This window comes from Silvibacterium sp. (assembly GCF_047605705.1).
Classification (GTDB): Bacteria; Acidobacteriota; Terriglobia; order Terriglobales; family Acidobacteriaceae; genus Silvibacterium.
The window spans coordinates 182,912-205,654 of sequence record NZ_JASGFD010000001.1 but is presented as its reverse complement, the minus strand read 5'-3'; the positions used below and the strand labels follow the sequence as shown (position 1 = coordinate 205,654).

15 protein-coding genes are annotated in these 22,743 nt (G+C 59.5%); 11 read left to right on the top strand and 4 right to left on the bottom strand.

From position 1 onward, the window contains the following. Positions 1-15 precede the first annotated feature (15 nt). Positions 16-891, bottom strand: a complete 876-nt coding sequence (locus tag QM649_RS00750; RefSeq protein ID WP_415197081.1) for a zinc metalloprotease HtpX — start codon at positions 889-891, stop codon at positions 16-18. Positions 892-1,127: 236 nt separating this feature from the next. Between QM649_RS00750 and QM649_RS00745 the strand changes: the two genes are divergently transcribed. The 7 genes from QM649_RS00745 (at position 1,128) to QM649_RS00715 (ending at position 9,888) form a co-directional block, all read left to right on the top strand. Beyond that, positions 1,128-4,595, top strand: coding sequence for a carboxypeptidase regulatory-like domain-containing protein (locus tag QM649_RS00745; protein WP_415197080.1), 3,468 nt, complete (start codon positions 1,128-1,130; stop codon positions 4,593-4,595). A gap of 171 nt (positions 4,596-4,766) precedes the next feature. Continuing rightward, positions 4,767-5,153 carry a response regulator gene (locus tag QM649_RS00740; RefSeq protein WP_415197079.1) on the top strand — a complete coding sequence of 129 codons (387 nt, stop codon included), beginning with the start codon at positions 4,767-4,769 and terminating at the stop codon, positions 5,151-5,153. A 177-nt stretch (positions 5,154-5,330) separates the two neighbouring features. Next, entirely contained in the window at positions 5,331-7,403 is a 2,073-nt protein-coding gene (locus tag QM649_RS00735) for a heme lyase CcmF/NrfE family subunit (RefSeq protein WP_415197078.1), read from the top strand. Then, positions 7,403-7,879: a cytochrome c-type biogenesis protein CcmH gene (locus QM649_RS00730; RefSeq protein ID WP_415197077.1), complete on the top strand. Its 477-nt coding sequence runs from the start codon at positions 7,403-7,405 to the stop codon at positions 7,877-7,879. Before QM649_RS00735 ends, QM649_RS00730 begins: the two co-directional genes overlap by 1 nt. Continuing rightward, a complete protein-coding gene (locus QM649_RS00725; RefSeq protein WP_415197076.1) occupies positions 7,876-8,148 on the top strand; it encodes a hypothetical protein in 273 nt (90 codons plus the stop codon). The genes QM649_RS00730 and QM649_RS00725 overlap by 4 nt, the downstream gene beginning before the upstream one ends. A gap of 13 nt (positions 8,149-8,161) precedes the next feature. Then, the gene (locus QM649_RS00720; RefSeq protein WP_415197075.1) at positions 8,162-9,442 is read left to right on the top strand and encodes a carboxypeptidase regulatory-like domain-containing protein; all 1,281 of its coding nucleotides are present in this window, start codon (positions 8,162-8,164) and stop codon (positions 9,440-9,442) included. A 26-nt stretch (positions 9,443-9,468) separates the two neighbouring features. Beyond that, on the top strand, positions 9,469-9,888 hold the full coding sequence (locus QM649_RS00715) for a MauE/DoxX family redox-associated membrane protein (protein WP_415197074.1): 420 nt from the start codon (positions 9,469-9,471) through the stop codon (positions 9,886-9,888). An 84-nt stretch (positions 9,889-9,972) separates the two neighbouring features. On the opposite strand, the gene QM649_RS00710 is transcribed toward QM649_RS00715, so the two are convergent. Beyond that, positions 9,973-10,335, bottom strand: coding sequence for a hypothetical protein (locus QM649_RS00710; RefSeq protein WP_415197073.1), 363 nt, complete (start codon positions 10,333-10,335; stop codon positions 9,973-9,975). Positions 10,336-10,382: 47 nt separating this feature from the next. After that, entirely contained in the window at positions 10,383-12,473 is a 2,091-nt protein-coding gene (locus QM649_RS00705; RefSeq protein ID WP_415197072.1) for a prolyl oligopeptidase family serine peptidase, read from the bottom strand. A 38-nt stretch (positions 12,474-12,511) separates the two neighbouring features. Here QM649_RS00705 and QM649_RS00700 point away from each other — a divergent pair, with 38 nt between their 5' ends. The 3 genes from QM649_RS00700 (at position 12,512) to QM649_RS00690 (ending at position 17,690) form a co-directional block, all read left to right on the top strand. Beyond that, positions 12,512-13,936 carry an MATE family efflux transporter gene (locus tag QM649_RS00700; RefSeq protein WP_415197071.1) on the top strand — a complete coding sequence of 475 codons (1,425 nt, stop codon included), beginning with the start codon at positions 12,512-12,514 and terminating at the stop codon, positions 13,934-13,936. Positions 13,937-14,104: 168 nt separating this feature from the next. After that, positions 14,105-14,812 carry an HAD-IA family hydrolase gene (locus tag QM649_RS00695; protein WP_415197070.1) on the top strand — a complete coding sequence of 236 codons (708 nt, stop codon included), beginning with the start codon at positions 14,105-14,107 and terminating at the stop codon, positions 14,810-14,812. 151 nt (positions 14,813-14,963) lie between these two features. Next, positions 14,964-17,690 carry a TonB-dependent receptor gene (locus QM649_RS00690; protein WP_415197069.1) on the top strand — a complete coding sequence of 909 codons (2,727 nt, stop codon included), beginning with the start codon at positions 14,964-14,966 and terminating at the stop codon, positions 17,688-17,690. A gap of 73 nt (positions 17,691-17,763) precedes the next feature. Here QM649_RS00690 and QM649_RS00685 read toward each other — a convergent pair whose 3' ends face one another. After that, a complete protein-coding gene (locus QM649_RS00685; protein WP_415197068.1) occupies positions 17,764-20,517 on the bottom strand; it encodes a TIM-barrel domain-containing protein in 2,754 nt (917 codons plus the stop codon). 93 nt (positions 20,518-20,610) lie between these two features. Here QM649_RS00685 and uvrB point away from each other — a divergent pair, with 93 nt between their 5' ends. Beyond that, complete coding sequence (uvrB, locus tag QM649_RS00680; protein WP_415197092.1) at positions 20,611-22,605, top strand: excinuclease ABC subunit UvrB; 1,995 nt, start codon at positions 20,611-20,613, stop codon at positions 22,603-22,605. The last annotated feature ends 138 nt before the right edge of the window (positions 22,606-22,743 follow it).

The following is a 22,743-nucleotide window of genomic DNA, read 5'->3' as shown; positions in this document are numbered from 1 at the left end:
GAGGTCTCGCGCTATCTACTGGCGCGGGTTGCCGTACAGGCTTGGCCGGCCGATCAATCGTTCGATACGCTTTGCGATCGGCGGATGGGTCGAGAACAGGTTGCCGAGGTCGCGCGCGCTGATGACCGGCGCCACAATAAACAGGTGCGCCGTCGAAGGTGAGGCATCCATCGGCAGCCGCTTCGAGTAGGCGTCGAGTTTTTCGAGAGCCGAAGCCAGGGCGTAGGGATTGCCGGTGATTTTGGCGCCGGTGGCGTCGGCCTCGTATTCACGTGAGCGGGAGACGGCCATCTGCACCAGCAGGGCAGCGATTGGCGCAAGGATGAGCATGGCCAGTGCGCCCAGTCCTCCACCACCGCGTTCACGATCGCGTCCTCCTCCGCCGTATCCGCCAAAGAGCGAGGCCCAGTAACCCATGCGGGCGAGCATGGTCACGGCTCCAGCCAGCGTTGCGGCGATCGAGCTGGTTAATATGTCGCGATTCTTGACGTGACCGAGTTCATGCGCCAGTACTCCTGCAAGTTCTTCGTCATTCAGAAGATTGAGGATGCCATGCGTCACCGCTACCGACGCGTGCTGCGGGTTGCGTCCGGTCGCGAAGGCGTTGGGGGAGTCGGAGGGTATGACGTAGATCTTCGGCATGGGCAGGCCGATTCGTTGCGTCATGTGCTCGACCACGGCGAAAACCCGCGGGAGTTGTTCGCGGGTGACAGGCTGGGCGCGATACATGGCCAGGGCCAGCCGGTCAGAAAAGAAGTAGGAGACGAAGTTCATCCCGGCAGCGAGGAGAAAGGCCAGGACCATGCCGTTCCGTCCGCCAAAGTGCTCGCCGAGCAGCACCAGCAGAAGGGTGAGGGCGGTCAGCAGGAAGGCGGTCTTGAGAGTATTCATAACCAGGCCCACTCCTTGGGCTCGGACCTATCTATATTGTTCCACGCCGGAGCAGGGGTGTGCGGATAGCAAAGAGGCCTGTTTTCAGTGCCAAAATGGGAAGCCTGTCTGATGCCGGGTTGCCCGCATCTACGGCTTTTTGTAGGTGGCGTTCTGATAACTGGAAGGGCATGTCGTCCATTACCGGACAGTAAAGGAATCCCACCCTCAGAATTGAGGGCAAAGCCTTTGTCATCATGGCGTTAAGAGAATGTGAAAAATGTCATGAGAAAGGTATGACAATTGCAACTAGGCAGACCATGAAGATCTGCCCGCATCGCTCGTTTCGAGCTGTATTTACTCTTGCAGTGGCTCTGCTGCTGGGAGTCACGCTTACGCCAGCCAGGCTCTTTGCCCAGACCGCAACTACCGGCGCGCTTTCCGGCGTAGTTGCCGACAGCTCGGGCGCCGTTGTGCCCGGTGCGACCGTAACAGTGCGCGATACCGCAACCGGTGCGACTCTCACTGTGACGACAAATGCAGAGGGTCGTTTCTCCGCTCTGCTGCTCAAGCCTTCGACGTATGAAATCAGCGCTCAGTACACGGGACTTGCTTCCGGCAAGACCTCGGTCGCAGTCACTGTGGGTCAGACTGTCACATCTGATCTGAAGGTCACCCCTTCCGGCGAAAACACGACGGTTACGGTTTCCGCGCAGGCTGCTCAGCTGACCGACACCCAGTCGCCAGCTCTTGTAACCACTTTTACTGAGCAGCAGATCCAAAACCTTCCGGCACCTGGTGGTGACATCACCACCGTGGCCTTTACTGCTCCTGGTGTTGCAGTGAATGCTGGTGGTTCGTACGGCAACTTTAGCGCCGATGGTCTTCCGGGTACATCGAACCTTTATGTTATGAACGGTTTCGACGATGAGGACCCGTTCCTGAACCTGAACAACTCCGGTTCTTCGAACCTGAGCCTTGGCCAGGGAGAAATCGACGAAGCGAGCGTAGTGCTGAATGGCTACAGCGCGCAGTATGGTCGCGCTGCAGGCGCCATTCTGAACTACACGACCAAGTCGGGCACCAACAAGTTCCATGGCATGCTGAACTACTTCTACAACGGCGACGTGCTGAACGCGAACGACTGGTTCCGTAATTATTCGGGTGAAGGTCGTCAGCGAGCGATTTCGAATGAGTGGGCGGCCAACGTCGGTGGTCCGATCATCAAGGACAAGCTTTTCTTCTTCGCCGATTACGAAGGCCTGCGCTACGTGCTGCCGGATACTGGCTATGCCGTTTTCCCGTCGACTCAGTTCCAGAACTACATGCTGGCCAATGTGCCCTCAGACGCGCTGCCGCTTTATGAGCAGGCTTTTGCGCTCTACAACGCTTCGCCCTCGCATGCTTCTGCAGTCGCAGTGACTACGGGTAGCGGCCCGCTTCAGGATTCGACAGGGTCGTTGGGTTGCGGTGGCTTCGCTGGCACTGCCGGAGCAACGGCTGCCGGACTAGGTACACAGTATTCCTGCGAAACGGCGGCTGTGGGTTCTGCTTCTGCTACCAACAAGGAATGGCTGTTTACGGCTCGTGTTGACTGGAACATCAGCGACCGCCAGAAACTCTTCGGTCGCTTCAAAATGGATCGTGGTACCCAGCCGACCTACACCAGCTTCGTCAGCCCGGCATTCAACACGATTTCTTCGCAGCCCTCTTATGAAGGCCAGCTGAATGACACAATCGTGTTCAACCCGCACTTGACCAACCAGTTCATCTTCGCCGCCAACTGGTACACCGCATATTTTGGACCTTCGGATCTGTCCCAGACGCTGTCAACCTTCCCGACGTACTGGGGCTTCTATGATGGCGCCATCAACGGTAACGGTACTGCTTTCGGTTCGCTCGGCGCGCCTTATTACTTCCCGCAGGGCCGCAACGTCAGCCAGTACCAGTTTGTAGACGATCTTTCGTGGACCAAGGGCAGCCACACCTTCCGTTTCGGTTATAACTTCCGCCGTGACGATATCTCAGACTATGACGCGCAGGAGCTCGAGAATGGGTTCTACGAATTTCTGAGCTTGGACAATCTGGCGAACGGTCAGTTGGCCACCTCGGATGGATCGCAGTCCTACTACCTGCAGAATTTTGCAAAGCAGTCGACTGCTTATCTTGCGCTTTACAATATCGGTGCCTATTTGCAGGATGAGTGGCAGGCTACTTCCCGCCTCCATACAACCGTAGGTATTCGCTTCGACCGTACCGGCAATCCGCTTTGCAACAACAACTGCTTCGCGCGTTACAATGGCACGTTCCCTGATGCAACGACGGACGATCCTTACAACCAGGCGATCAGTGCGAACTTAGCTGATGCGTTTCCGAGTGTTGAGGCCGTGGTTGTACAGCCACGTTTCGGCTTCAACTACGATGTGACCGGCAACGGTCGCACGGTCATCCGCGGTGGTATCGGCCTGTTTGGCGATTTGCCGGCCGCCACGTACCTCGACAGCTTCGTTCAGAACTTCCCACAGCTCTACTCAGCTACCGTCACATCGGGCGAAATTGCTCCTGCCACTTCGGTGAACAGCGCTCCGTATTTTGCAGCGCAGTCGAATTCGCTGTTGCAGAGCGGTTTCAGCTCAGGTCAGACGGCAACTCAGATTAGCAACTCGCTCGGAGCGATTGGCGTTCCGTTCACTGCCCCGAATCTGACGATTTCGCAGCAGCAGTGGCGCAGCCCGAAATACCTGGAGTGGAACCTGCAGGTACAGCATCAGATCGGCCGTTATGACGCTATTATCATTGGCTATGTTGGCAATGAAGGCTATGACGAACTGATTCAGAACCCATTCGTTAACGCTTCATCTTCGACTCCGTTTGGCAATCTGCCCACGACCTCTCCAGATACCCGTTTCGGAGCTGTGAATGCCTTCCTGAACGAGGCAAACTCGAACTACAACGGTGGATCGATCACGTATAAGCATATCGATCGTGGTCTTACGGTTGATGTGACCTACAACTACAGCCACGCGCTGGATGACGTCTCAAACGGTGGCGCCGGTGAGTACTACAATGCGACGGCGGTGAACCAGATGGCATCTCCGTCGAGCATTGCGGCGCTCAATTATTCGAATGCCGATTATGACTATCGCCATAACCTGACGGCTGACTACGTTTACCAGATGCCGTATCTGAAGGGACACTCGGCTTGGGTGAACTCGGTAGCAGGCGGTTGGTTGTTCTCGGGCAAAACCTACTGGCGCACGGGTTCGCCGTTCTCCATCGTAGATAGCTCTCTGTATCAGAGCACGTTTGGTGGTTCAGCTCAGATCCTTGCGGCTGCAGTGCCGGGCGCGAAGCTCAAGTACCACTGCAACGGCAATGGCATCACTACTCCTTGCCTCTCAGATTCCGAATTTGAGACCTCCGATACCCAGACGACCTTTGGCAATGTTCGCCGTAACGCGTTTTACGGACCGCACTATGCCGATTCCGACTGGACCCTGAGCAAGAAGTTTGTGAATCTGGAACGCTTCACCGTCCAGATTGGTGCTTCTGCTTTCAACGTATTCAATCACCCGAACTTCGGTCAGCCTTCCAACGACGTCGGTGCTGGCAGCATTGGCAGCAGCGGTAACATCGTTGCTCCTCCGACCAGCCCCTACGGTTCATTTCAGTCTGCTGGCGTCGGTGGCCGTGTGCTCCAGGTGTTTGGCAAGGTCAACTTCTAAACACATTTTCTCCCCACCAAAAGGGCAGCCCTCGGGCTGCCCTTTTCCTTGCTTCGATGTTTCTACTAAATCCTTTAGGCAACCGGGGCGTTTTTCGCCGCATCAGTTGTATACAAAGTGGTAGAAATAGATAAGCCCACATCCTGATCCCCCAGGAAGTTATTGCAGCGCATGAGTTCAGCAGAAATCCTTATTGTGGATGACAACGCCGTCCAGTCGGCAACGCGCAGGGCGATCCTGGAGAGAGCAGGTCGGACGGCTGAAGTTGCCTCCGGTGCGGCTCAGGCTCTGGAGTTGCTTGAAGTTGAAGGCTTCCGGTCTGGCCTGTCCCTGGTCATCACGGATCATTGCATGCCCGGCATGATGGGGCCGGATTTTGTCCGAGAGCTGCGTGCCCGCCGCATGGGTGTACCCGTGGTGGTGCTGAGCGGCATGGCGGACGCCGAGAACGAGTATGAAGGCCTGAACGTGATCTATCGCATCAAGCCGTTTCCTCCGGATATGCTGATTTCACTGGTCGCTTCACTCCTCGACACGCCGTATCAGCAGTCGGCCTAGTTGCAGGCTGGTTGACTGCTAAGCGATATTCGCTCTCTTCGGGCGTATTGCATCTCTCCTGGTTTTCTCCCCCTCTTTCCGCACGGAACGTCTCAAATTCACAGTTTGGACCCCACGCATTGTGACGACCGTCATTGCTGAGGCGAAGTTCGGTCTGAGACAATGAGGGGTTCAATCATGCCTACATTCGGCAGCTTCGCTCTCCTGCTCGCTCTTGCGCTGAGTGCCTACACCCTCCTGGCCGGAGCTGTTGCTCTGCGTCAGTTGGCTATGGGCGCCCGCTCGCGTGTCTCCCCGGAACGACTGGCCGAAACGGCTCGCCGCGCGGGGATTGGCACTTTCGTCGCCACTACGGCCGCAGCCTTTGCTCTGGTGTGGGCCGCGTTCACCGATGACTTCTCGGTCTCCTACATCCTGCACCACTCGAACCGCGCGTTGCCCGGAGCCTACAAGTTTGCGGCGCTTTGGTCGGGGCAGGAGGGCTCGCTGCTGCTGTGGGCTTGGCTGCTTGCCAGCTATGGCTTCGTGCTGCGGCTTCGGCACAAGGTGGATGTCAAGCTCACGGCCTATGCTTCGACGATCCTCGCCGGTATTCAGGTGTTCTTCCTGCTGATCCTCAATTTTGCCGCGCCACCGTTTTCGCTGGTGACCGGCAGTATTCCGGCAGATGGTTTCGGCCTGAATCCGTTGTTGCAGTATCCGGAGATGGTGATTCATCCTCCGATGCTCTATCTGGGCTACGTGGGATTTGCGGTGCCGTTCGCTTTTGCGCTGGGCGCGCTGATGATGCGTTATCCCGGCGAGAAGTGGATCCAGATTACGCGCCGCTGGACGATGGTGACGTGGCTTTTCCTGACCTGCGGCATCTTCCTCGGCGCGCACTGGGCGTATGCCGTGCTGGGCTGGGGCGGCTACTGGGGGTGGGATCCGGTCGAGAACGCCTCGCTGATGCCATGGCTCACGGGCACGGCCTTTCTGCATTCGGTGATGATGCAGGAGAAGCGCGGCATGATGAAGACATGGAACGTGTGGCTGATCTTCTCCACGTTCATGCTCGCCATCCTCGGCACGCTGCTGACGCGCTCCGGGCTGGTGAGTTCGGTGCATGCCTTTGCGCAGTCTTCGATCGGCAGCTGGTTCTGGGCCTTCCTGGTGATCGTGCTTTCGGTGTGTCTCTTCACCTATATCCTGCAGCGCGATCACCTCAAGACAGAAAACAAGCTGGAGTCGCTGGTATCGCGCGAGTCGAGCTTCCTCTTCAATAACCTTGTTCTGCTTGCCGCCTGCTTCACTGTGCTTTGGGGCACGTTGTTCCCGGTGCTTTCGGAGTACGTGCAGGGCAATCGTGTCACGGTAGGCGCGCCCTTCTACAACCGTGTCGCAGTACCGATCGGTCTCTTCCTGCTCTTCCTTACGGGGATTGGGCCTCTGCTGGCGTGGCGCAGCTCGTCCTTCAAGAGCATTCGCAAGAACTTCGTGCTGCCTGTGATCGCGGGACTCGTGATGGCGGTGGTCGTGATCTCCTCCGGCGTGCGTCCGTGGGAGATTTTTACGACCGATCACCAGGGCTCGTTCTATGCGTTCTTCGCTTTCGTAATCGGGGCCGTGGTGGTGACCGCGATTGCCTCGGAGTTTCTGCGTGGCGCGCAGGTCATTGCGCGGCATACAGGGCGTGGTTTGTTCGCTTCGATGGTGCAGCTCACGCGCCGCAACACACGCCGTTACGGCGGCTACATTGTGCATTTCGGCGTAGTCGTCATCTTCATCGGCATGGCGGGCGGGGCGTTCGACCTTTCGCGTGAGCAGGAGCTCAGCTACAAGCAGAACATCTACATCGGTCCCTATCGCCTGGAGTGCGAGAGCTTCTCGCAGGATACGAACCCGAACTATGACAGCGAGTACGCGCTGCTCGACGTCTATCACGGCGACAAGAAGCTCTTCCAGATGGCTCCCGAGAAGCGATTCTATGCGGCAAGTCAGCAGCCTTCGACGATTGTTGCCAACCACTCCACGCTTGCGTGGGATCTGTATGTGGTTTATGAGGGCAAGAACCCCAGCACCGGTCAGCCCATCATCAAAGCCATTCTTCATCCGTTGATTGCGTGGATCTGGATCGGCGTTGGCATCATCATCTTCGGCACGGCGGTGGCGCTGATGCCGAACATGACCGCCGCACTCGCGGCGAGCCGCAGCAAGGCGGCGGAGACCACGCATCTACCCAGCGCTGTGCCTGCATCGGGAGGCGACTGATGCAGGTGTTTGCCGCTTACCGGCGCCGCGCTGGCGCCGCGGTGATGGTTATTTTGCTCGCAGTGTTGACCATGGGAGCCGCCGACAACGGCGAGCGCATGAACGACCTCGGGCACAAGATGATGTGCGCCTGCGGCTGCGGACAGGTGCTTATCGAGTGCAATCACGTCGGTTGCCCGAGCTCGGGTCCGATGCTCGACGAATTGCGTGCGCAGATCGAACAGGGGCAGGGGGACACTGCGATCCTCACGGCCTTTGAAACGAAGTATGGCCCCACGGTGCTTGCGGCCCCGATGTTCACACGCTTCAATATGCTGGCGTGGATTATGCCTCCGCTGCTTCTTCTGCTCGGCATCGGCGGCACCGCGGTGCTGATCCGCCGCTGGCGGCAGCGCGCCGCGGCAAAGCCGGCACCCATACAGACACAGCAGATTGAAGGCATCCGTGAGCGGGTGCGGCGGGAGACCGAGCTATGACCCTTTTGGCGTGCGCCCTGCTGCTGGCGGCCCTGATGATATATGTGTTCTATCCGGAGCGGAACGTTGCCGCGCAGCGGCAGAAGACTCGCCTCGAATACCTGCGAGAACGCAAAGATGCTCTCTACGACAACCTGCGCGATCTGAATTTCGAGTATCGTTCGGGTAAGTTCGTGGAAGAGGACTACGCGGCGCAGCAGGCTCTGCTCGAGAATGAAGCGGCCGAAGTGATCGCCGAGATGGAACTGCTGGAAGCGCAAGCGCGCTGAGGTGAGGAGAAAGATGAAGGCTTTCCTGGGTTCGCGGCCCTTGGCGGCATCCGTATGCACGGTGGCGATGTTCGCCGGAATTTCGGCCTTTGCTGCAACTGTAACCGGAACGGTTACGGATAAGACGACCCATAAGCCCGTTGCAGGCGACGATGTGGTCCTCATCGGTTTCGGGCAGGGGATGCAGGAGGCAGGACGCACCAAGACGGACGCTTCGGGACATTACAGCATCGATGTGCCGGACAACGGTATGCACCTGATCCGGGTCGATCACGAGAAGGCGAATTACTTTGAGCCGGTCCAGCCTGGGAAGACAGTCGTGGACGTGGATGTCTACGATGTCGCCGAGAAGGTAGAGGGCGTCAGCACCGAGGCCGATGTGATGCGCATCGAAGCTGGGCCGCAGGGCATGCAGGTGGTCGAGAGCTTCTTCGTGAAGAATGAGTCGACGCCGCCCCGCACGCAGTTCAGCAAGGAAGCCTATCCGATTTCGCTGCCGCCTGAGGCGAAGATTCAGTCCTCGGCTGCCATGGGACCGCAGGGCATGCCGGTTGCGTCCTCACCGATGCCTACCGGAGAGCCTGGGCGTTATGCCTTTGTCTTTCCGGTGCGGCCGGGCGAGACGCGCTTCCAGGTCGGTTATTCCATTCCTTACAACGGCAGTTACAAATTCACGCTGAAGCCGATTCTGCCTACGCAGAACGTTGCGGTGATCCTGCCGAAGGCGATGAAGTTCGATGGTGGCTCGACCTTCACCTCCGCGGACGTGGAGCAGGGGGCACAGACGTTCCTGGTGCGAAACGTGAAGCCGAATCAGTCCCTGGCCTTTACTGTCTCCGGCGAAGGTGTCATGCCGCGCGAGGCGCAACAGCAGCAGGGGCAGGACGCCGGCGATGGATCAGGCGCTGGCGCGCAGGCATCCCCCGAGGCGGATGCCCGCCCTGGCGGCGGCATGGCCGCACCGATCGATACGCCCGATCCGCTGCAGAAGTACAAGTGGTGGATCCTCAGCGGTCTCGCGCTTCTGCTTGTTATCGCGGCAGCGTTTTTCCTGCGTGGCAAGCCTGCGGATGCGTCTCCAGCTGTAGCGGAACCTGCTGCATTGCCCCCGACGCCGAAGCCGGCATTGAGCAGCGGCGATCCGCTGCTGGCCAGCCTGAAGGAAGAGCTCTTCGCGCTTGAGACGGAACGGCTCGCCGGACGCATCTCAGAGGAGGAGTACCAACAGCAGAAGTCTGCGCTGGAAGTGGTGTTGAAGCGGGCGCTGGCCCGCTCCTCTGCCGTGCAGGCCTGACGCGAAATCTCAAAAGGACAGAAGGCATGGTTCGAGAGAAGGGAATTGCTGACGAACGGCTGGCCTACGGACTTCTGCGTGCGCTGGTTGGGCTGAACCTGCTGATGCATGGTGCAAGCCGGATCCTGGGCGGCGTCTCTGCCTTCAGCGGCAAGATGCAGGCGGAGTTCGCGCATAGCGTGCTGCCGCCTGCGCTGACGCAGCTCTTCTTCAATGTGCTTCCACCGGTGGAGGCGCTTCTTGGGGCTCTGCTGCTCGTGGGGCTGCGCACCCGCGCCGCGCTGGTGGCTGCGATGGTGTGGATGATGGTGCTCACCTTCGGCTCATCGCTGATCCAGGACTGGCAGGCGGCGTCGATCCAGATTATTTATGGATTGGTGTACGCGGCTTTGCTGGCGCTGCACCGCTTCGATAGGCTTTCGGTGGATCGCTGGATAGGTAGTTGAAGCGGGGAATAATAATCCGGGGTGAAGTTTGGATTGATCCCATGTTTCAGAAGCGAGATGTGGGGCAGCCAATTTCTCGAAAATTTATGCCAGACTATTAGCCAAATCTGGATGGTGGATAAGAAAGATGATCAGGCTGAATGCTTGAATGAAACACAAAACAAACTCGGCAAGGATGAGCGCTAGCATGATCTGGGCTATGCGGTTGTCTTCAATCAGTTGAGTGTCCATCCCTAGTCGCCCTACTCTGAGAACTAGAGGAATAGCAAGGAGCGCTAGACATCCGCACTCTATCCATAGCCAGCCCCTTTTGGTAGCGATGGGAGCGCCGATGAAGGCGAAGAAAAAGGTCAGGCAGTAGATAAACGTTGCAAAAACCGATGCAATCCAGAACAGGAGATAACTGGTTCTGGACCGTTGGTTGCGTGCATGCGAATCATCTTGCATAAGTTTTCCTGACTATAACAACAAGCTTGTGCCTGTTACCGCGGTATTTACTCCCCGAACGCAGTCTTAAAGAACTTCACGATGCGCTGGCGGCCGTCGAAGCCATGCCATGGCTCGGGGCTGGGGTTGCCGTAGATGCCGGTGGCCAGCGGGCCGTGGTTTTCGCGTGGATACTGCACCATGTCGACGGGGACGCCCATCTGGCGGAGGGCGCGATACATCTCGAGGCTCTGGCCAAGCGGGTCGGTGGTGTCGCCTTCACCCTGCAGCAGCAGGAACGGCGTCTTCGCGTGCCCGACGCCGGAGAGCGGGCTCTGCCGCCAGGCGTCGGCCTCGTGATCCCACGGCTTGCCGTAGAACCAGCGGTCGTACCAGGAGCCGGACTCCGTGCCGTATTCGCTGTTCTGATCGATGACCGGCGCGCCCGAGACAATGGCCTTGAAGCGCGTGGTCTTGCCTTCGACGAAGCCAGCCATTTCGCCGCCGTAGCTGTAGCCCATCAGCGCCATGCGTGAGGGATCGAGCGGATAGCGCGCGAGCACAGTGTCGATGCCGGTCATGATGTCGCGATAGTCCGCTCCGCCGAGGTCGTTCTTGTTCGCTGCGGCAAAGGCTGCGCCGTATCCGGTGGAGCCGCGAGGATTCGTGCGGAAGACAGCCCATCCCTGGCCAAGCAGGAACTCGATCAGCGGATAGTAGCCATCCTCGAAGGCGCCGGTAGGGCCGCCGTGCACGTCGACGATGAGCGGGACTTTCTTCGCGGTGGCCTCGGGAGGCAGATAGAGCAGTCCCTCAATGGTCTGGCTCTCGTTCTTCCAGCTCACCAGCTGTGACTGGACCTGTCCCCAGCTTGCGGGCATCAGCGTTGGAGCGTTGAGAGCGCGTGCATTGCGGCCCAGTTTTTCGGCGTAATAGAGCGTGAGCGGCTGGGTGCTGGAAGCCCCGAGCCATACCCATCCGTTGTGCCGGTCGTTAGTGTCGAGATTTGTCACCGTGGCGGTATCAAATTTCACGGCCTCCTGCTTATCGGCAGGAGAATCCGGATTGATGCGCAGTACGCCGACGCGTGTGCCGGCCTGAACAGGAACCAGGAGGCGGCTGTCATCGGGGATAGGCAGCTGGTGCGCGAGGCTCCCGGTATAGGCGGCAGTGAGATTCCGGGTCGAATCGTCGGCGAAGTTGTAGACGAAGAGATCGCTGTAGCCCGGAGGGGCGTCCGCAGCGGACTGCCCAATGAAGTAGAGGCGTTTGCCGTCTTCGGACCATGTGGCGCTTTCGAGCGTGGCAGGCAGCTGCGTCAGCTTGCGGGGATGAGCGGGATCGCCGGTCGAGACCAGCCAGGTCGAGGCGTCCGGACCGAGATCGCCGGCGTTGTTCATGCCCCGAGCCACGACGATCAGGCGATCGGACTGCTTTGCCCAGGCGATGGACTCGGCATCCGGTTCGACGGCGACGGGCGTGAGCTTGCCGCTTTCGGGGTCGAGCAGGTAGAGCCGCGAGCCATGCGGATCGTGATCCACCCAGACGGCGTCTGCCTTCTCGTCCTTGGCCTTCTTTTCCCCCGGTGTTTCAGGATCGTGCGCGAGCAGGGCGATCCAGCGCCCATCCGGGGAAGGCGCGTAGTTTTCGACGTCGATGGGCAGCGGTTCAACCTTCGTGTCGGAGCTGTCCGCTTTCGCAGGCGGAATGGCATCGGGCAGCTTCGAGGTATCGACCGTGGGCGTGATCTTCAGGTCGTAGGCGCGTGCCTCTCCGCCCTCCATGGAAAGCCGGTAAAGCTGCGTGTGTTCGCCGCGGTGCGCAAGGAAGAGAATCGAGTCTCCATCGGGCATCCACTGGCCGTTATTCTCACCGCGCTTTTCTCCAGCGGGGGTGAAAGTGAGCTGGCGTGCGGTGTTCTGCTTGATATCGACGAGCCAGAGATGGCTGCGCGCGCCATCGGCGGTGGAGTCTGTGACGGTGATGATCACGCTGCGGCCATCGGGTGAGAGGCGCGGCTGGGCCATGCTGCGGACGTGCCGCAGGTCTTCATTCGAGGGAAAGCGGGGAGCGGGCGAGGCTGCCTGGCCGAGCGCCGGAATCACCAGCGAAAGTCCACAAGCAGAAATAAGAAGCCCGAAGGAAAAGCGTGTCACCATGGGCTACAGCATATCTTGTACGGGCGGGAATTCGACGTATGAATCCTTCGGTTGAAAACACGATCCCTGGGCGGCCTTCCACGGGCCTATGGGCATCGGTGCGCGAAGCCCTGCGGGGCTCGCACCAGGACTACACCACGGGCAGCCTGAACCGGGCGATCCTGCTGCTGGCGATCCCGATGGTGCTCGAGATGGTCCTGGAATCGCTATTCGCAGTGGTGGATGTCTTTTGGGTGGGCAGGCTGGGCGCAGACGCCGTGGCGACCGTCGGCATGACGGAGTCGATGCTGGCGCTGGTCTTTGCCGTGGGCATGGGGCTTTCGCTCTCGACCGGCGCCATGGTGGCGCGCCGCATCGGCGAGAAGGATCCCGAGGATGCCGCGATCTCCGGCGTGCAGGCCATTGCACTTGGGCTGCTGGTGTCGCTGGCGATGGGCATTCCTGCCGGCATCTATGCACCGAAGCTGCTCGCTGCGATGGGGGCTTCACCTGCGATCGTCGCCACCGGCTCAGGCTATGCGCGCATTGCGCTCGGCGGCTGCGGCGCGATCATCCTGCTCTTTCTGAATAACGCAATCTTTCGCGGCGCGGGTGATGCGGCTATCGCGATGCGGCTGTTGTGGGTTTCGAACATCCTGAACCTGATCCTCGATCCGCTGTTGATCTTCGGTATCGGGCCGTTTCATCGTTTCGGAGTTACGGGTGCCGCGCTTGCGACCTTCACCGGCCGCAGCATCGGCGTGCTTTACCAGTTTTACCGGCTGCTCAAGGGAACGGAGCGTATCCATGTGCTGACGCGGCATCTGCGCATCAACGCTGGTGTATTGTGGCGGCTGCTGCGGGTCTCATTTACGGGAATCCTGCAATTCACCATCGCCAACGCCAGCTGGATCGGCCTCGTGCGCATCATCGCGTTTTTCGGAGCCTCGGCGGTGGCAGGGTACACGGTTGCCATCCGTATCGTGATCTTCTTCATCCTGCCTTCTTGGGGCCTGAGCAACGCGGCGGCCACGCTGGTGGGGCAGAATCTGGGGGCCAAGGAGCCGAAACGCGCGGAGCAGGCGGTATGGCGTACCGGCTTCTACAACATGGTCTTTCTCGGCCTGATCGGACTCTTCTTCTTCCTCTTCGCAACCCCCGTGGTGCGCCTCTTTGTGAGCGATCCGGAGGTGGTGCCCCTTGCCGCGACGTCCTTGCGCATTATGAGCTGCGGCAATGTGGCATATGCCTATGGAATGGTGATGCTCCAGGCCTTCAACGGTGCCGGAGATACGATTACACCGACGATTGTGAACTTCTTCGGCTTCTGGGTGCTGGAGCTTCCTCTGGCCTGGTGGCTGGCCACGCATACCCGGTTGCATTCGCATGGCGCGATCCTGTCGATCGTGGTCGCGGAAGCCGCGATGGCTGCGGTGAGCATGGTGCTTTTCCGAGGCGGGCGCTGGAAGAAACAACAGATTTAGCTGCTGCGCGCAGGGCGGATCGCCTTCGGCCTACGCTCCCGATGGTCATGAGTTCGAGTGCAAGGAATGTTCCGGTCACTGATTTTCCGGTGGGCTCAAAGTCTGGCATCCGGTTTCTTTATGGGTTCCCTGTAGGAAATTAGAAAAGCGATTGTCTACACTAGAAATATGCTGGAGATTCGGAATGTGCTCCCCGCGGATGAGATCCGCCTGATCGTATTTGACCTGGATGGAACGCTGATCGATTCGAAGAAAGACCTTGCAACATCCGTGAATGCCATGCTGACCCAGCTTGGACGGCAGGCGCTTCCGGAAGAGATCATCGCGACCTATATCGGCGACGGTGCGGGCATGCTGGTGCGGCGCGCGCTTGGCGATCCCGACGGCGAAGCTCTGGTGGAAGACGGATTGCGGCGCTTCCTCGATTACTACCGCGAGCACAAGCTGGATCACACGTATGTGTATGACGGCGTGTTCTCCGCGCTCGAGGCATTGAAAACGATGCCTGACGGAACACCGCGCAGGATGGCCGTGCTCACGAACAAGCCGGTGAATCCGGCGATTGCCATCTGTGAGGCTCTTGGACTAAGCCCGTATTTCTTTCAGATCTACGGTGGCAACAGCTTCACGACCAAAAAGCCTGATCCGGAGGGGCTACGCACACTCATCGCGGAAGCCGGTGTAAAGCCGGAAGAGACGCTAATGGTGGGCGACTCGGATGTCGACATTCTTACGGCGCGTCGCTCGGGCGCGTGGGCGATGGGTTGCAGATTCGGCCTCTCGTCGCATACATTGGAATCCATCCCATCAGACTGTCTTGTAGACGCGGCAGAGGAATGGGCAGAGGCACTCAAACAAACCATAGCGCCCCGGTGAAGCAGGTGGAGAGGCGCGAACCGCCTCGGGACCTTTTGGAGCGCCAACCGCAACACCCCAGCACATCGATACGCCAGAGCAGGCGGGAGCCTGCCTGCAACCATTCTTCGCAATGCTGATCAATCCGGGCTGTGACCTGGTGTTGGCAGGAATGGAAACGATTCCCTTCGGGCAGGATGCTGCCCATTACCATCTACTGCCTGAGGTTGCCGTGAGCCGTAAAACGATTGCTCTTCTGTGTCTGCTCTCCCCCACCGCACTCGCCCACAGCCAGACAACACCCTCTCAACCCGCACTGCCGGCTGTAGCCAATGCTGCTGCTCAGCTGGCGGTCTCCGGCACTGTTGCCGATCCTTCGGGCGCGATCATTCCCGGGGCCGAGGTGGACCTTACCAACGCGAATGGCGCAACCATCGCGAAGACCACCACCGATGCTTCCGGCAGCTTCAGCATCCGTGCGCCGCAAGCGGGCAGCTACTCGGTCATAGTGACACTTACCGGCTTTCAGCCGGCGACCAAGGCCGTGACGTTGGGCGCCAGTGCAGCTGCCGCAGCGCCGCTGGCCTTCACGCTTTCCGTGGCCGAGGCTGTGCAGCAGGTGACAGTGAATGCGGGCTCGCAGGTTGACCTTACCGCGTCGGATACGAACGGCAACACCTCGGTGATGTCGGCAAGAGACATGAAGGACCTGCCGATCTTCGATAACGATTACGTAACCGCGATGGGCGCTTTTCTTGACGGCGGTGCGTCGGGTACCTCGGGTTCGGGTCTGCTGGTCGATGGCATGGAGGCGAACCGCGCTCTCGTCTCGCCATCGGCGGTGCAGGAGGTGCGCATCAATGAGGATCCGTATTCGGCGCAGTACTTCTGGCCGGGTCGCGGACAGATCGACATCATCACCAAGCAGGCGGCTGACGCGTATCACGGCGAGTTCAACTTCACGTACCGCGATTCGGCGATGAACGCGCAGCAGGACTTTTCCTCGAGCAAGCCTTTTGAGCAACGGCAGATGTACGAGGGCAGCCTGACTGGACCGGTCGCCCACTCGAAGTCGACGATGTTCCTCTTCTCGTTGAATCGCAACGTGGAGGACCTGACGTCGGTGGTGAATGCGACGGTTGCGCCGACGGCTGCGAATCCCGAGGGCACCTACGATGTGAACGTGCCTGCGCCTACGACGGATACGGAGTTTTCGATCAAAATCGGGCATCAGTTTACGGACAGCCACAGCGCGTCGGTGATGTATTCGTTCCAGAATGCGTATGCGACGAATGTGGGTGTGGGAAACCAGACGTTGCCCGAGGCCGGCTATAACACGCAGACACGCGAAGACGACCTGACGATTCACGACAACTACATCGTCTCCAGCTCGATGCTGAACGAGGCGTCGCTGGCGCTCGAACGCAGCTACGATCCGGTGAAGGATGTGCAGGAAGGTCCGATGCTGGTGGTGAGCGGCAATTACACCGGCGGCAGCGCACAGGCCGACCAGCTCAACACCGAGTACAACCTGCGCGCGAACGAGATGATGACCTGGACCGTGGGGCCGCACACGCTGAAGTTCGGCGTGAACGTACCGCACTTCGGCCGCCGCGTCCGCGATGACGAAACGAACGAGGACGGAACCTACACCTTCAGCCCCACCTATGCAGCCGATGGCTCCGTGGAGGCAACGTCGATCGAGAATCAGCAGGCTGGCATTCCTTCCGGCTTCAGCATGGCGAATGGGCAGACACGCTTTGTCTATCACCAGCAGGAAGTGGGCGCGTTTGTACAGGACCAGATCAAGCTCAAGCCCTGGTTCTCGGTGACGCCAGGCCTTCGCTATGACTGGCAGACCTTCCCCGGCGACACGAACAATTTTTCTCCGCGTGTCTCGTTCGCCTGGGTATGGGATCAAAAGCACGAGATGGTGCTGCGTGGCGGCGCAGGTATTTACTACGACCGCAGCGGTTCGGGACCGATCCTCGATCTTGCACGTTACCAGGATGCGAAGCGGCGGCTGATGGAGCTTTCTTCGAACCAGGAGACGCTCTGCTACCCGATCACGAACTGCGTCGATACGGCGACGCTACCGGTCTCGTACGTCGAGCTGGAGAACGGCATTCGCACGCCGTATGACACCGAATATGGCTTGACGCTGGAGCGTAAGGTGGGCGAAAAGGGCGTGGTTTCCGTCGGTGGGCGCATCAGCCGCTGGACCGGGCTCTATCGCTCGATCGATGAAAACGCGCCTCTGGGCCCGGACTACACCACGCGACCGGATGCCAGCATCTCGCAGCTGCGCCAGATCCAGTCCGAGGGCAAGCAGATCGGCTCGGCGCTGGACATTAACTACCGCGGCCGCTTCAACAAGCGCTTTACCGGATTTGCCTGGTACACGCTGGCTCACAGCGGCAACAATACTGACGGCATCTCGTGGTTCCCTGAGAATCAGCGCGATCCTGAAGCAGAATGGGGCCCGTCGTCGTGGGAGCAGCGGAACAAGTTCGGCGTATATGGAGCCATCAATCCGCAGCATCTGCTGAACCTGGGTGTGGGTGTCTTCGCGAACAGCGGCAAGCCGTGGTCGATTCTTACGGGCACGGATGCATATGGCACGGACCTCTTCAATGCACGGCCGGATGGTGTGGCTCGCAACTCGGAGATCGGGCCGGACTATGCGGACGTGGATCTTCGCTGGGGCTATGACTTCAAGCTGCAGCCGAAGGAGACGGACAAGAGCCCGACCCTGGGCTTCTCGGTGTCATCGTTCGATGTGCTGAATCATCCGAACGGATCCTACGTGGACACCACGGAAGGCAGCACGGACTTTGGCCAGGTGACGAGCGCGTACGCTCCTCGCCGGACCCAGCTCGCGATGCGCTTCCAGTTCTAACCAGCGAAACTGCCTCAATAAAAAGCGGAGAGCCTTGGCTCTCCGCTTTTTATTGCTCGCTCCGTTGCGCGCTTCAGTGCGCAGGGTTTCCATCGTGAAGCAGAGCCAGCGCACGAGCGAGTGAGGCCCTGTAACTCTGCGCTTTCTCTGCGCTGATGTTTTCGCCGAGCTGCTTTGCAAGCTGCTCATCGGGCACATTGGCTTTGTCGGCGAGGTCCTGCAACTGCTGCAGCGCCTGCTGGTAGATAGGAGGGAAGCGAGCAATCTCGGACTGCGCCGTTTCGGGATGGTAATGCAGGCGATCTCCTGTCTGCGAAGCATCGATCAGCGGAGCAGGAGACCAGGTGAAAGGCCACATGGCGTTGACCGCATCGTAGGCGGCGCGCAGGCGATCGATGGAACCGGCGAAGCCATTCAGTTGTCCCCGAGCCGTGAGCGAGCCTGATGCGCGGTGGATCTCCACGCTAAGCGCGTTGTGCGTGGAGCGGCTGGGGATGCGGATGATCGTGGTGAGCGTGTTGCCGTCATAGGACCAGCTTCCGCCCTGTTGGGCGAGATCTGTGCCGTTCACAGTTACAGATGCCGGCGGCCAGTCGCCGGGCAGACGCAGCTCGTAGCCGCGAGACTCCAGCATGCCAGGATATGTGCCCTCGACCGGAGCGACGCTGACGGTGAGCGCGTCACCGGATTGTGAGGCGGAAATTGGAGTCCATGCACACACGCCATTCTTGTAGGACTCCGAATCGCTTGCGTCTTCATAGAGCCGGTAGTTTGAATGCTGGCCATCGGCCAGAGGGTAGATGTTCAGGATGAGTGGGTCGACGGGCTTCTCGCCGGTGTACTGCATGGGCGGCTGCATCGGTACGATTGCGCCGGAGCGAACGTAAACCGGAATCTGATCGATAGAGAAGCTGCGTTCGATCGTGCGTGGCCCGGCAAATGCCTGGCCGCTGGCGCGCTCGATCCATGTTCCCTCCGGAATCCAGATACTCTCTTTCGCCAGATGTGTCGTCGTGTCTTCAGGTGAGGCCACCGGTGCGACGATCATCTGGCTGCCGAAGACATATTCATTCTTCGTGGTGTAGGCCGCGTCGGCATCAGGCCAGTCGTAATAGAGAGGATGGAAGAATGCGACGCCAGTGTCATAGGTGCGGCGCGCCTCGGTGTAGATGTAGGGCTCCATCGCATAACGCTGCCGAAAGGTCGCACGCATGATGTCGGCGTAAGGTTCGGGATAAGCCCAGATGCGACGCTCGGAGTCGGGATTCTTGGTGGTGTGCGTGCGCAGGATGGGGCTGAAGGCGCCGAACTGAATCCAGCGTGTGTAGAGCTCGGGTGAGACCGCACCGGGCATATGCCCGCCGATGTCATGGCTCCAGTAGGCATAGCCGACGTTGGCTGCGGTCGCGGTAAACCATGGCTGAAAGGCGAGCGATGGCCAGACGGAGACGGTATCGCCGGAGAAGCCGATCTGGTAGCGATGGTTGCCGAGCCCACCCCAGCGATGGAAGAGCAGCGGACGCTTGCCTTCGCGCTCCTGATCGGTGAAGTGGACGTAGTTGAGCCACCACGTGTTGTTGATGCCCGCGATCTTCGAGTCTGACTCCTGTTGCCAGTCGAGCCACCAGAAGTTGATGCCCTGTTTCTCGAGGGGGTGATGGAGCAGATCCATGTAGTTCAGAGCAAACTTTTTATTTGTGATGTCGAAAGGCACATATTTCCGTGTGGCCGGATCGATGCCCATCGCCTTCGCCATCGCAGGGTACGCACTCTCCCACGGCTGCACGCCGGAAGCCGGATGCAGGTTGAGCGTGGCCTTCAATCCTTCGTCATGGATATGGTCGAGAAATGCCTTGGGGTCAGGGAAGAGCAGCGGATTCCACGTGTAGCCGGACCAGCCGAGATCGTGGTCGGACTGATCGGTCTCATGCATGGCCTCAAGCTGCCGCTTGTTGAGATGCCAGTCCATGTCGATGACGAGGACATCGAGCGGGACGTTGTTCTGGTGGAAGCCGTCGACAAGCTGGTTGAGCTCCTGATCGCTGTAGGCCCAATACCTCGACCACCACGCGCCGAAGGCGAAGCGCGGCGGAAGCGGAATCCGTCCAGCGACAGTTACATAATCCTGAAGAGCCTGCCTGTAGTTGTGACCATAGCCGAAGAAGTACCAGTCCAGGCGGCTGCCGGATGGCCGTTCCATGACCCAGGGCCATTCACTGTTTTCGCCCTGGGCGAACGTGAAGTTGTCGGAGTCGAAAAGCGGACGCTGCGAATCGTCGACGAGCACCCAGCCGTTGCGCGAGACGAGTCCCTCGCCAATCGGTTCCTGGGTCTTATCTCCGAGTGCGCGGTCGAGTGTGCGCGTGGTTCCGAGCAGGTTGCCCGTGTCCGCGAGGCCGGGATGCCAGGAGACAGGTTTGCCTTCGAGTGAGAGCACAATGCTGAGGTTGTCCGCCGTAAATCTGCCGTCCCCGCGATCGGTGTAGGTCAGCGTAAGGTCGTGCGTGGTGAGGACGAGCTGCTTGCCGTGGCGTTTCGCGGAGAAGTCAGGAACCGGAAGCCGGCGATTGAGGAAGACGAGCGAAGGATGGTCTTCGAATTTCTGGTCCGCGGCCCACTCCATGCGGATGAGCTGGGGCGTAAGCACGGTAAACCGGGCGTGGCCGAACTGGACGACGGCTTTCGGATCGGCGACTGCGTTATAGGACGCCTCGGGCGCGGTTGTGGAGACCGGAGCTGGTTGGGCCTGGGCTTCAGCGTAGGTGGCGAGTGGACCAAACGGCGAAAAAATGGACGCAGCAAGGCAGAGAAGGGGGAGACGTCGCACGGAATTCATCGCGAGGCCATGATAACGGCTGCATGGAACGACTGCGAAGGAGAACACGAGTCGGACAGGCCTTCTTCGGCATCCATTACCATGATGAGCGTGGACTTTGAACTGGTAAGCGAATATACGCCGAGGGGCGACCAGGCGCGGGCGATTCCCGAGCTTGTGTCCGGCGTGAACACGGGTGAGAAGCACCAGGTGCTGCTGGGCGTGACCGGCTCGGGCAAGACCTACTCCATGGCGAAGGTCATCGAGGAGCTGAACCGGCCTGCGCTGGTGCTGGCGCACAACAAGACGCTGGCGGCGCAGCTTTATCACGAGTTCAAGCAGTTCTTCCCCAACAACGCGGTCGAATACTTCGTCTCCTACTACGACTACTACCAGCCGGAAGCCTATATTCCGTCCGGCGACCTGTACATCGAGAAGGAAGCGACGATCAACGAAGAGCTGGATAAGCTGCGGCTCTCGGCGACACGTTCACTCTTCGAGCGGCGAGATGTGGTGATTGTCTCGTCGGTCTCGTGCATTTACGGTCTCGGCTCGCCGGAAGCCTATTACGGCATGCTGCTGCTGCTCGAGAAGGGGCAGAAGATTCGCCGCGACGACATCACGCGGCGGCTGGTGGAGATCCTCTACGAGCGCAACGATGCCGATTTCCGGCGCGGTACCTTCCGTGTGCGCGGCGACGTCATCGAGGTGTATCCGACCTATGATGAGAACGCGTATCGCATCGAGCTTTTTGGCGACGAGATCGATTCGCTGGCGCAGATCGATCCGCTCTTCGGTACGGTAAAGCAGCGTTACGCGCGTCTGCCGATTTATCCGAAGAGCCACTACGTCGTCCAGCCGGAGAAGAAGAAGACGGCGATCGAGTCGATCCTCGACGAGCTCGGCTGGTGGGAGAAGGAACTCGAAGGGCAGGGGCGTCTGGTGGAGTCGCAGCGCATTCACCAGCGCACGCGGTTCGATCTCGAGATGATCAAGTCCGTGGGCTACTGCCACGGCATCGAGAACTATTCTCGGCATTTCTCCGGACGGCTGCCCGGTGAGCCGCCGCCAACGCTGCTCGATTACTTTCCGGAGGATTACCTGCTGTTCATCGACGAGTCGCACGTGACCGTGCCGCAGATTCACGGCATGTGGCACGGCGATCGCTCGCGCAAGCAAAACCTCGTGGACTATGGGTTCCGTCTGCCTTCGGCGACGGATAATCGGCCGCTCAAGTTTGAGGAGTTCGAGGGGCGCGTGAACCAGGTCATTTATGTGTCGGCGACGCCCGGGCCCTATGAGCTCACCAAGAGTGCTGGCGTGGTGGTGGAGCAGATCATTCGTCCGACCGGCCTTATCGATCCCGAAGTAGAGGTGAGGCCGATTCGCGGACAGATCGACGATCTGCTGGCTGAGATTCGCGACCGCGCGGCGAAGAACGAGCGCGTGTTGGTAACGACGCTGACCAAGCGCATGGCCGAGGATCTTGCCGGCTACTACTCCGAGGTTGGCGTGAAATGCCGCTACATGCACTCGGAGATCGAAACGCTCGAGCGTGTGCGCCTGCTGCGCGATCTGCGCAAGGGCGAATACGACGTGCTGATCGGTATCAACCTGCTGCGTGAGGGGCTCGATCTGCCAGAGGTTTCCCTAGTCGCGATTCTCGATGCAGACAAGGAAGGCTTCCTGCGTTCGAGCGGATCGCTCATCCAGACGATTGGCCGTGCGGCGCGCCACCTGAACGGCCGCGCGATTCTCTATGCTGATCGGCATACCGATTCGATGAAGCAGGCGATGGGCGAGACCAGCCGCCGCCGCGAGGTGCAGCGGGCCTATAACGAGGAGCACGGCATTACGCCGAAGTCGGTCTCTCGCTCCGCGGATATGTCACTGGCCAAGATCCTCAAGGCCGATTATGCGGACCTGACAGACGAAAGCGAGTCGATGCCGGAGTTCGCGTCGCAGGCTGAACTCGATGCGCACATCGTGAAGCTCGAAGGCGAAATGCGTGAGGCCGCGAAGAAATTCGAGTTCGAGAAGGCCGCAAAGCTGCGCGACACGATCAAGGAACTGCGTACGAAGGAGTTCCTGTTTTCGTAGAGAGGCTTTCGATGCGTATCGTTGTCGAAGGCCTTTCACGATCTTTTGTCCGCGCGCAAAAGAGTATGTAGTTCTTGCCGGTTAGTGTGTGTTTTCTACTACGGCAACTTATTCATTTTTATGGGTTAGAGTGCGTTG

Excerpts from the sequence above, each read along its gene's own strand:
- QM649_RS00750 (WP_415197081.1), bottom strand. The coding sequence starts at position 891 with ATGAATACTCTCAAGACCGCCTTCCTGCTGACCGCCCTCACCCTTCTG.
- QM649_RS00740 (WP_415197079.1), top strand. The coding sequence starts at position 4,767 with ATGAGTTCAGCAGAAATCCTTATTGTGGATGACAACGCCGTCCAGTCG.
- QM649_RS00735 (WP_415197078.1), top strand. The coding sequence starts at position 5,331 with ATGCCTACATTCGGCAGCTTCGCTCTCCTGCTCGCTCTTGCGCTGAGT.
- QM649_RS00690 (WP_415197069.1), top strand. The coding sequence starts at position 14,964 with ATGGAAACGATTCCCTTCGGGCAGGATGCTGCCCATTACCATCTACTG.
- QM649_RS00720 (WP_415197075.1), top strand. The coding sequence starts at position 8,162 with ATGAAGGCTTTCCTGGGTTCGCGGCCCTTGGCGGCATCCGTATGCACG.
- QM649_RS00745 (WP_415197080.1), top strand. The coding sequence starts at position 1,128 with ATGGCGTTAAGAGAATGTGAAAAATGTCATGAGAAAGGTATGACAATT.
- QM649_RS00710 (WP_415197073.1), bottom strand. The coding sequence starts at position 10,335 with ATGCAAGATGATTCGCATGCACGCAACCAACGGTCCAGAACCAGTTAT.
- QM649_RS00700 (WP_415197071.1), top strand. The coding sequence starts at position 12,512 with ATGAATCCTTCGGTTGAAAACACGATCCCTGGGCGGCCTTCCACGGGC.
- QM649_RS00730 (WP_415197077.1), top strand. The coding sequence starts at position 7,403 with ATGCAGGTGTTTGCCGCTTACCGGCGCCGCGCTGGCGCCGCGGTGATG.
- QM649_RS00715 (WP_415197074.1), top strand. The coding sequence starts at position 9,469 with ATGGTTCGAGAGAAGGGAATTGCTGACGAACGGCTGGCCTACGGACTT.
- uvrB (WP_415197092.1), top strand. The coding sequence starts at position 20,611 with ATGAGCGTGGACTTTGAACTGGTAAGCGAATATACGCCGAGGGGCGAC.
- QM649_RS00705 (WP_415197072.1), bottom strand. The coding sequence starts at position 12,473 with ATGGTGACACGCTTTTCCTTCGGGCTTCTTATTTCTGCTTGTGGACTT.
- QM649_RS00725 (WP_415197076.1), top strand. The coding sequence starts at position 7,876 with ATGACCCTTTTGGCGTGCGCCCTGCTGCTGGCGGCCCTGATGATATAT.
- QM649_RS00695 (WP_415197070.1), top strand. The coding sequence starts at position 14,105 with ATGCTGGAGATTCGGAATGTGCTCCCCGCGGATGAGATCCGCCTGATC.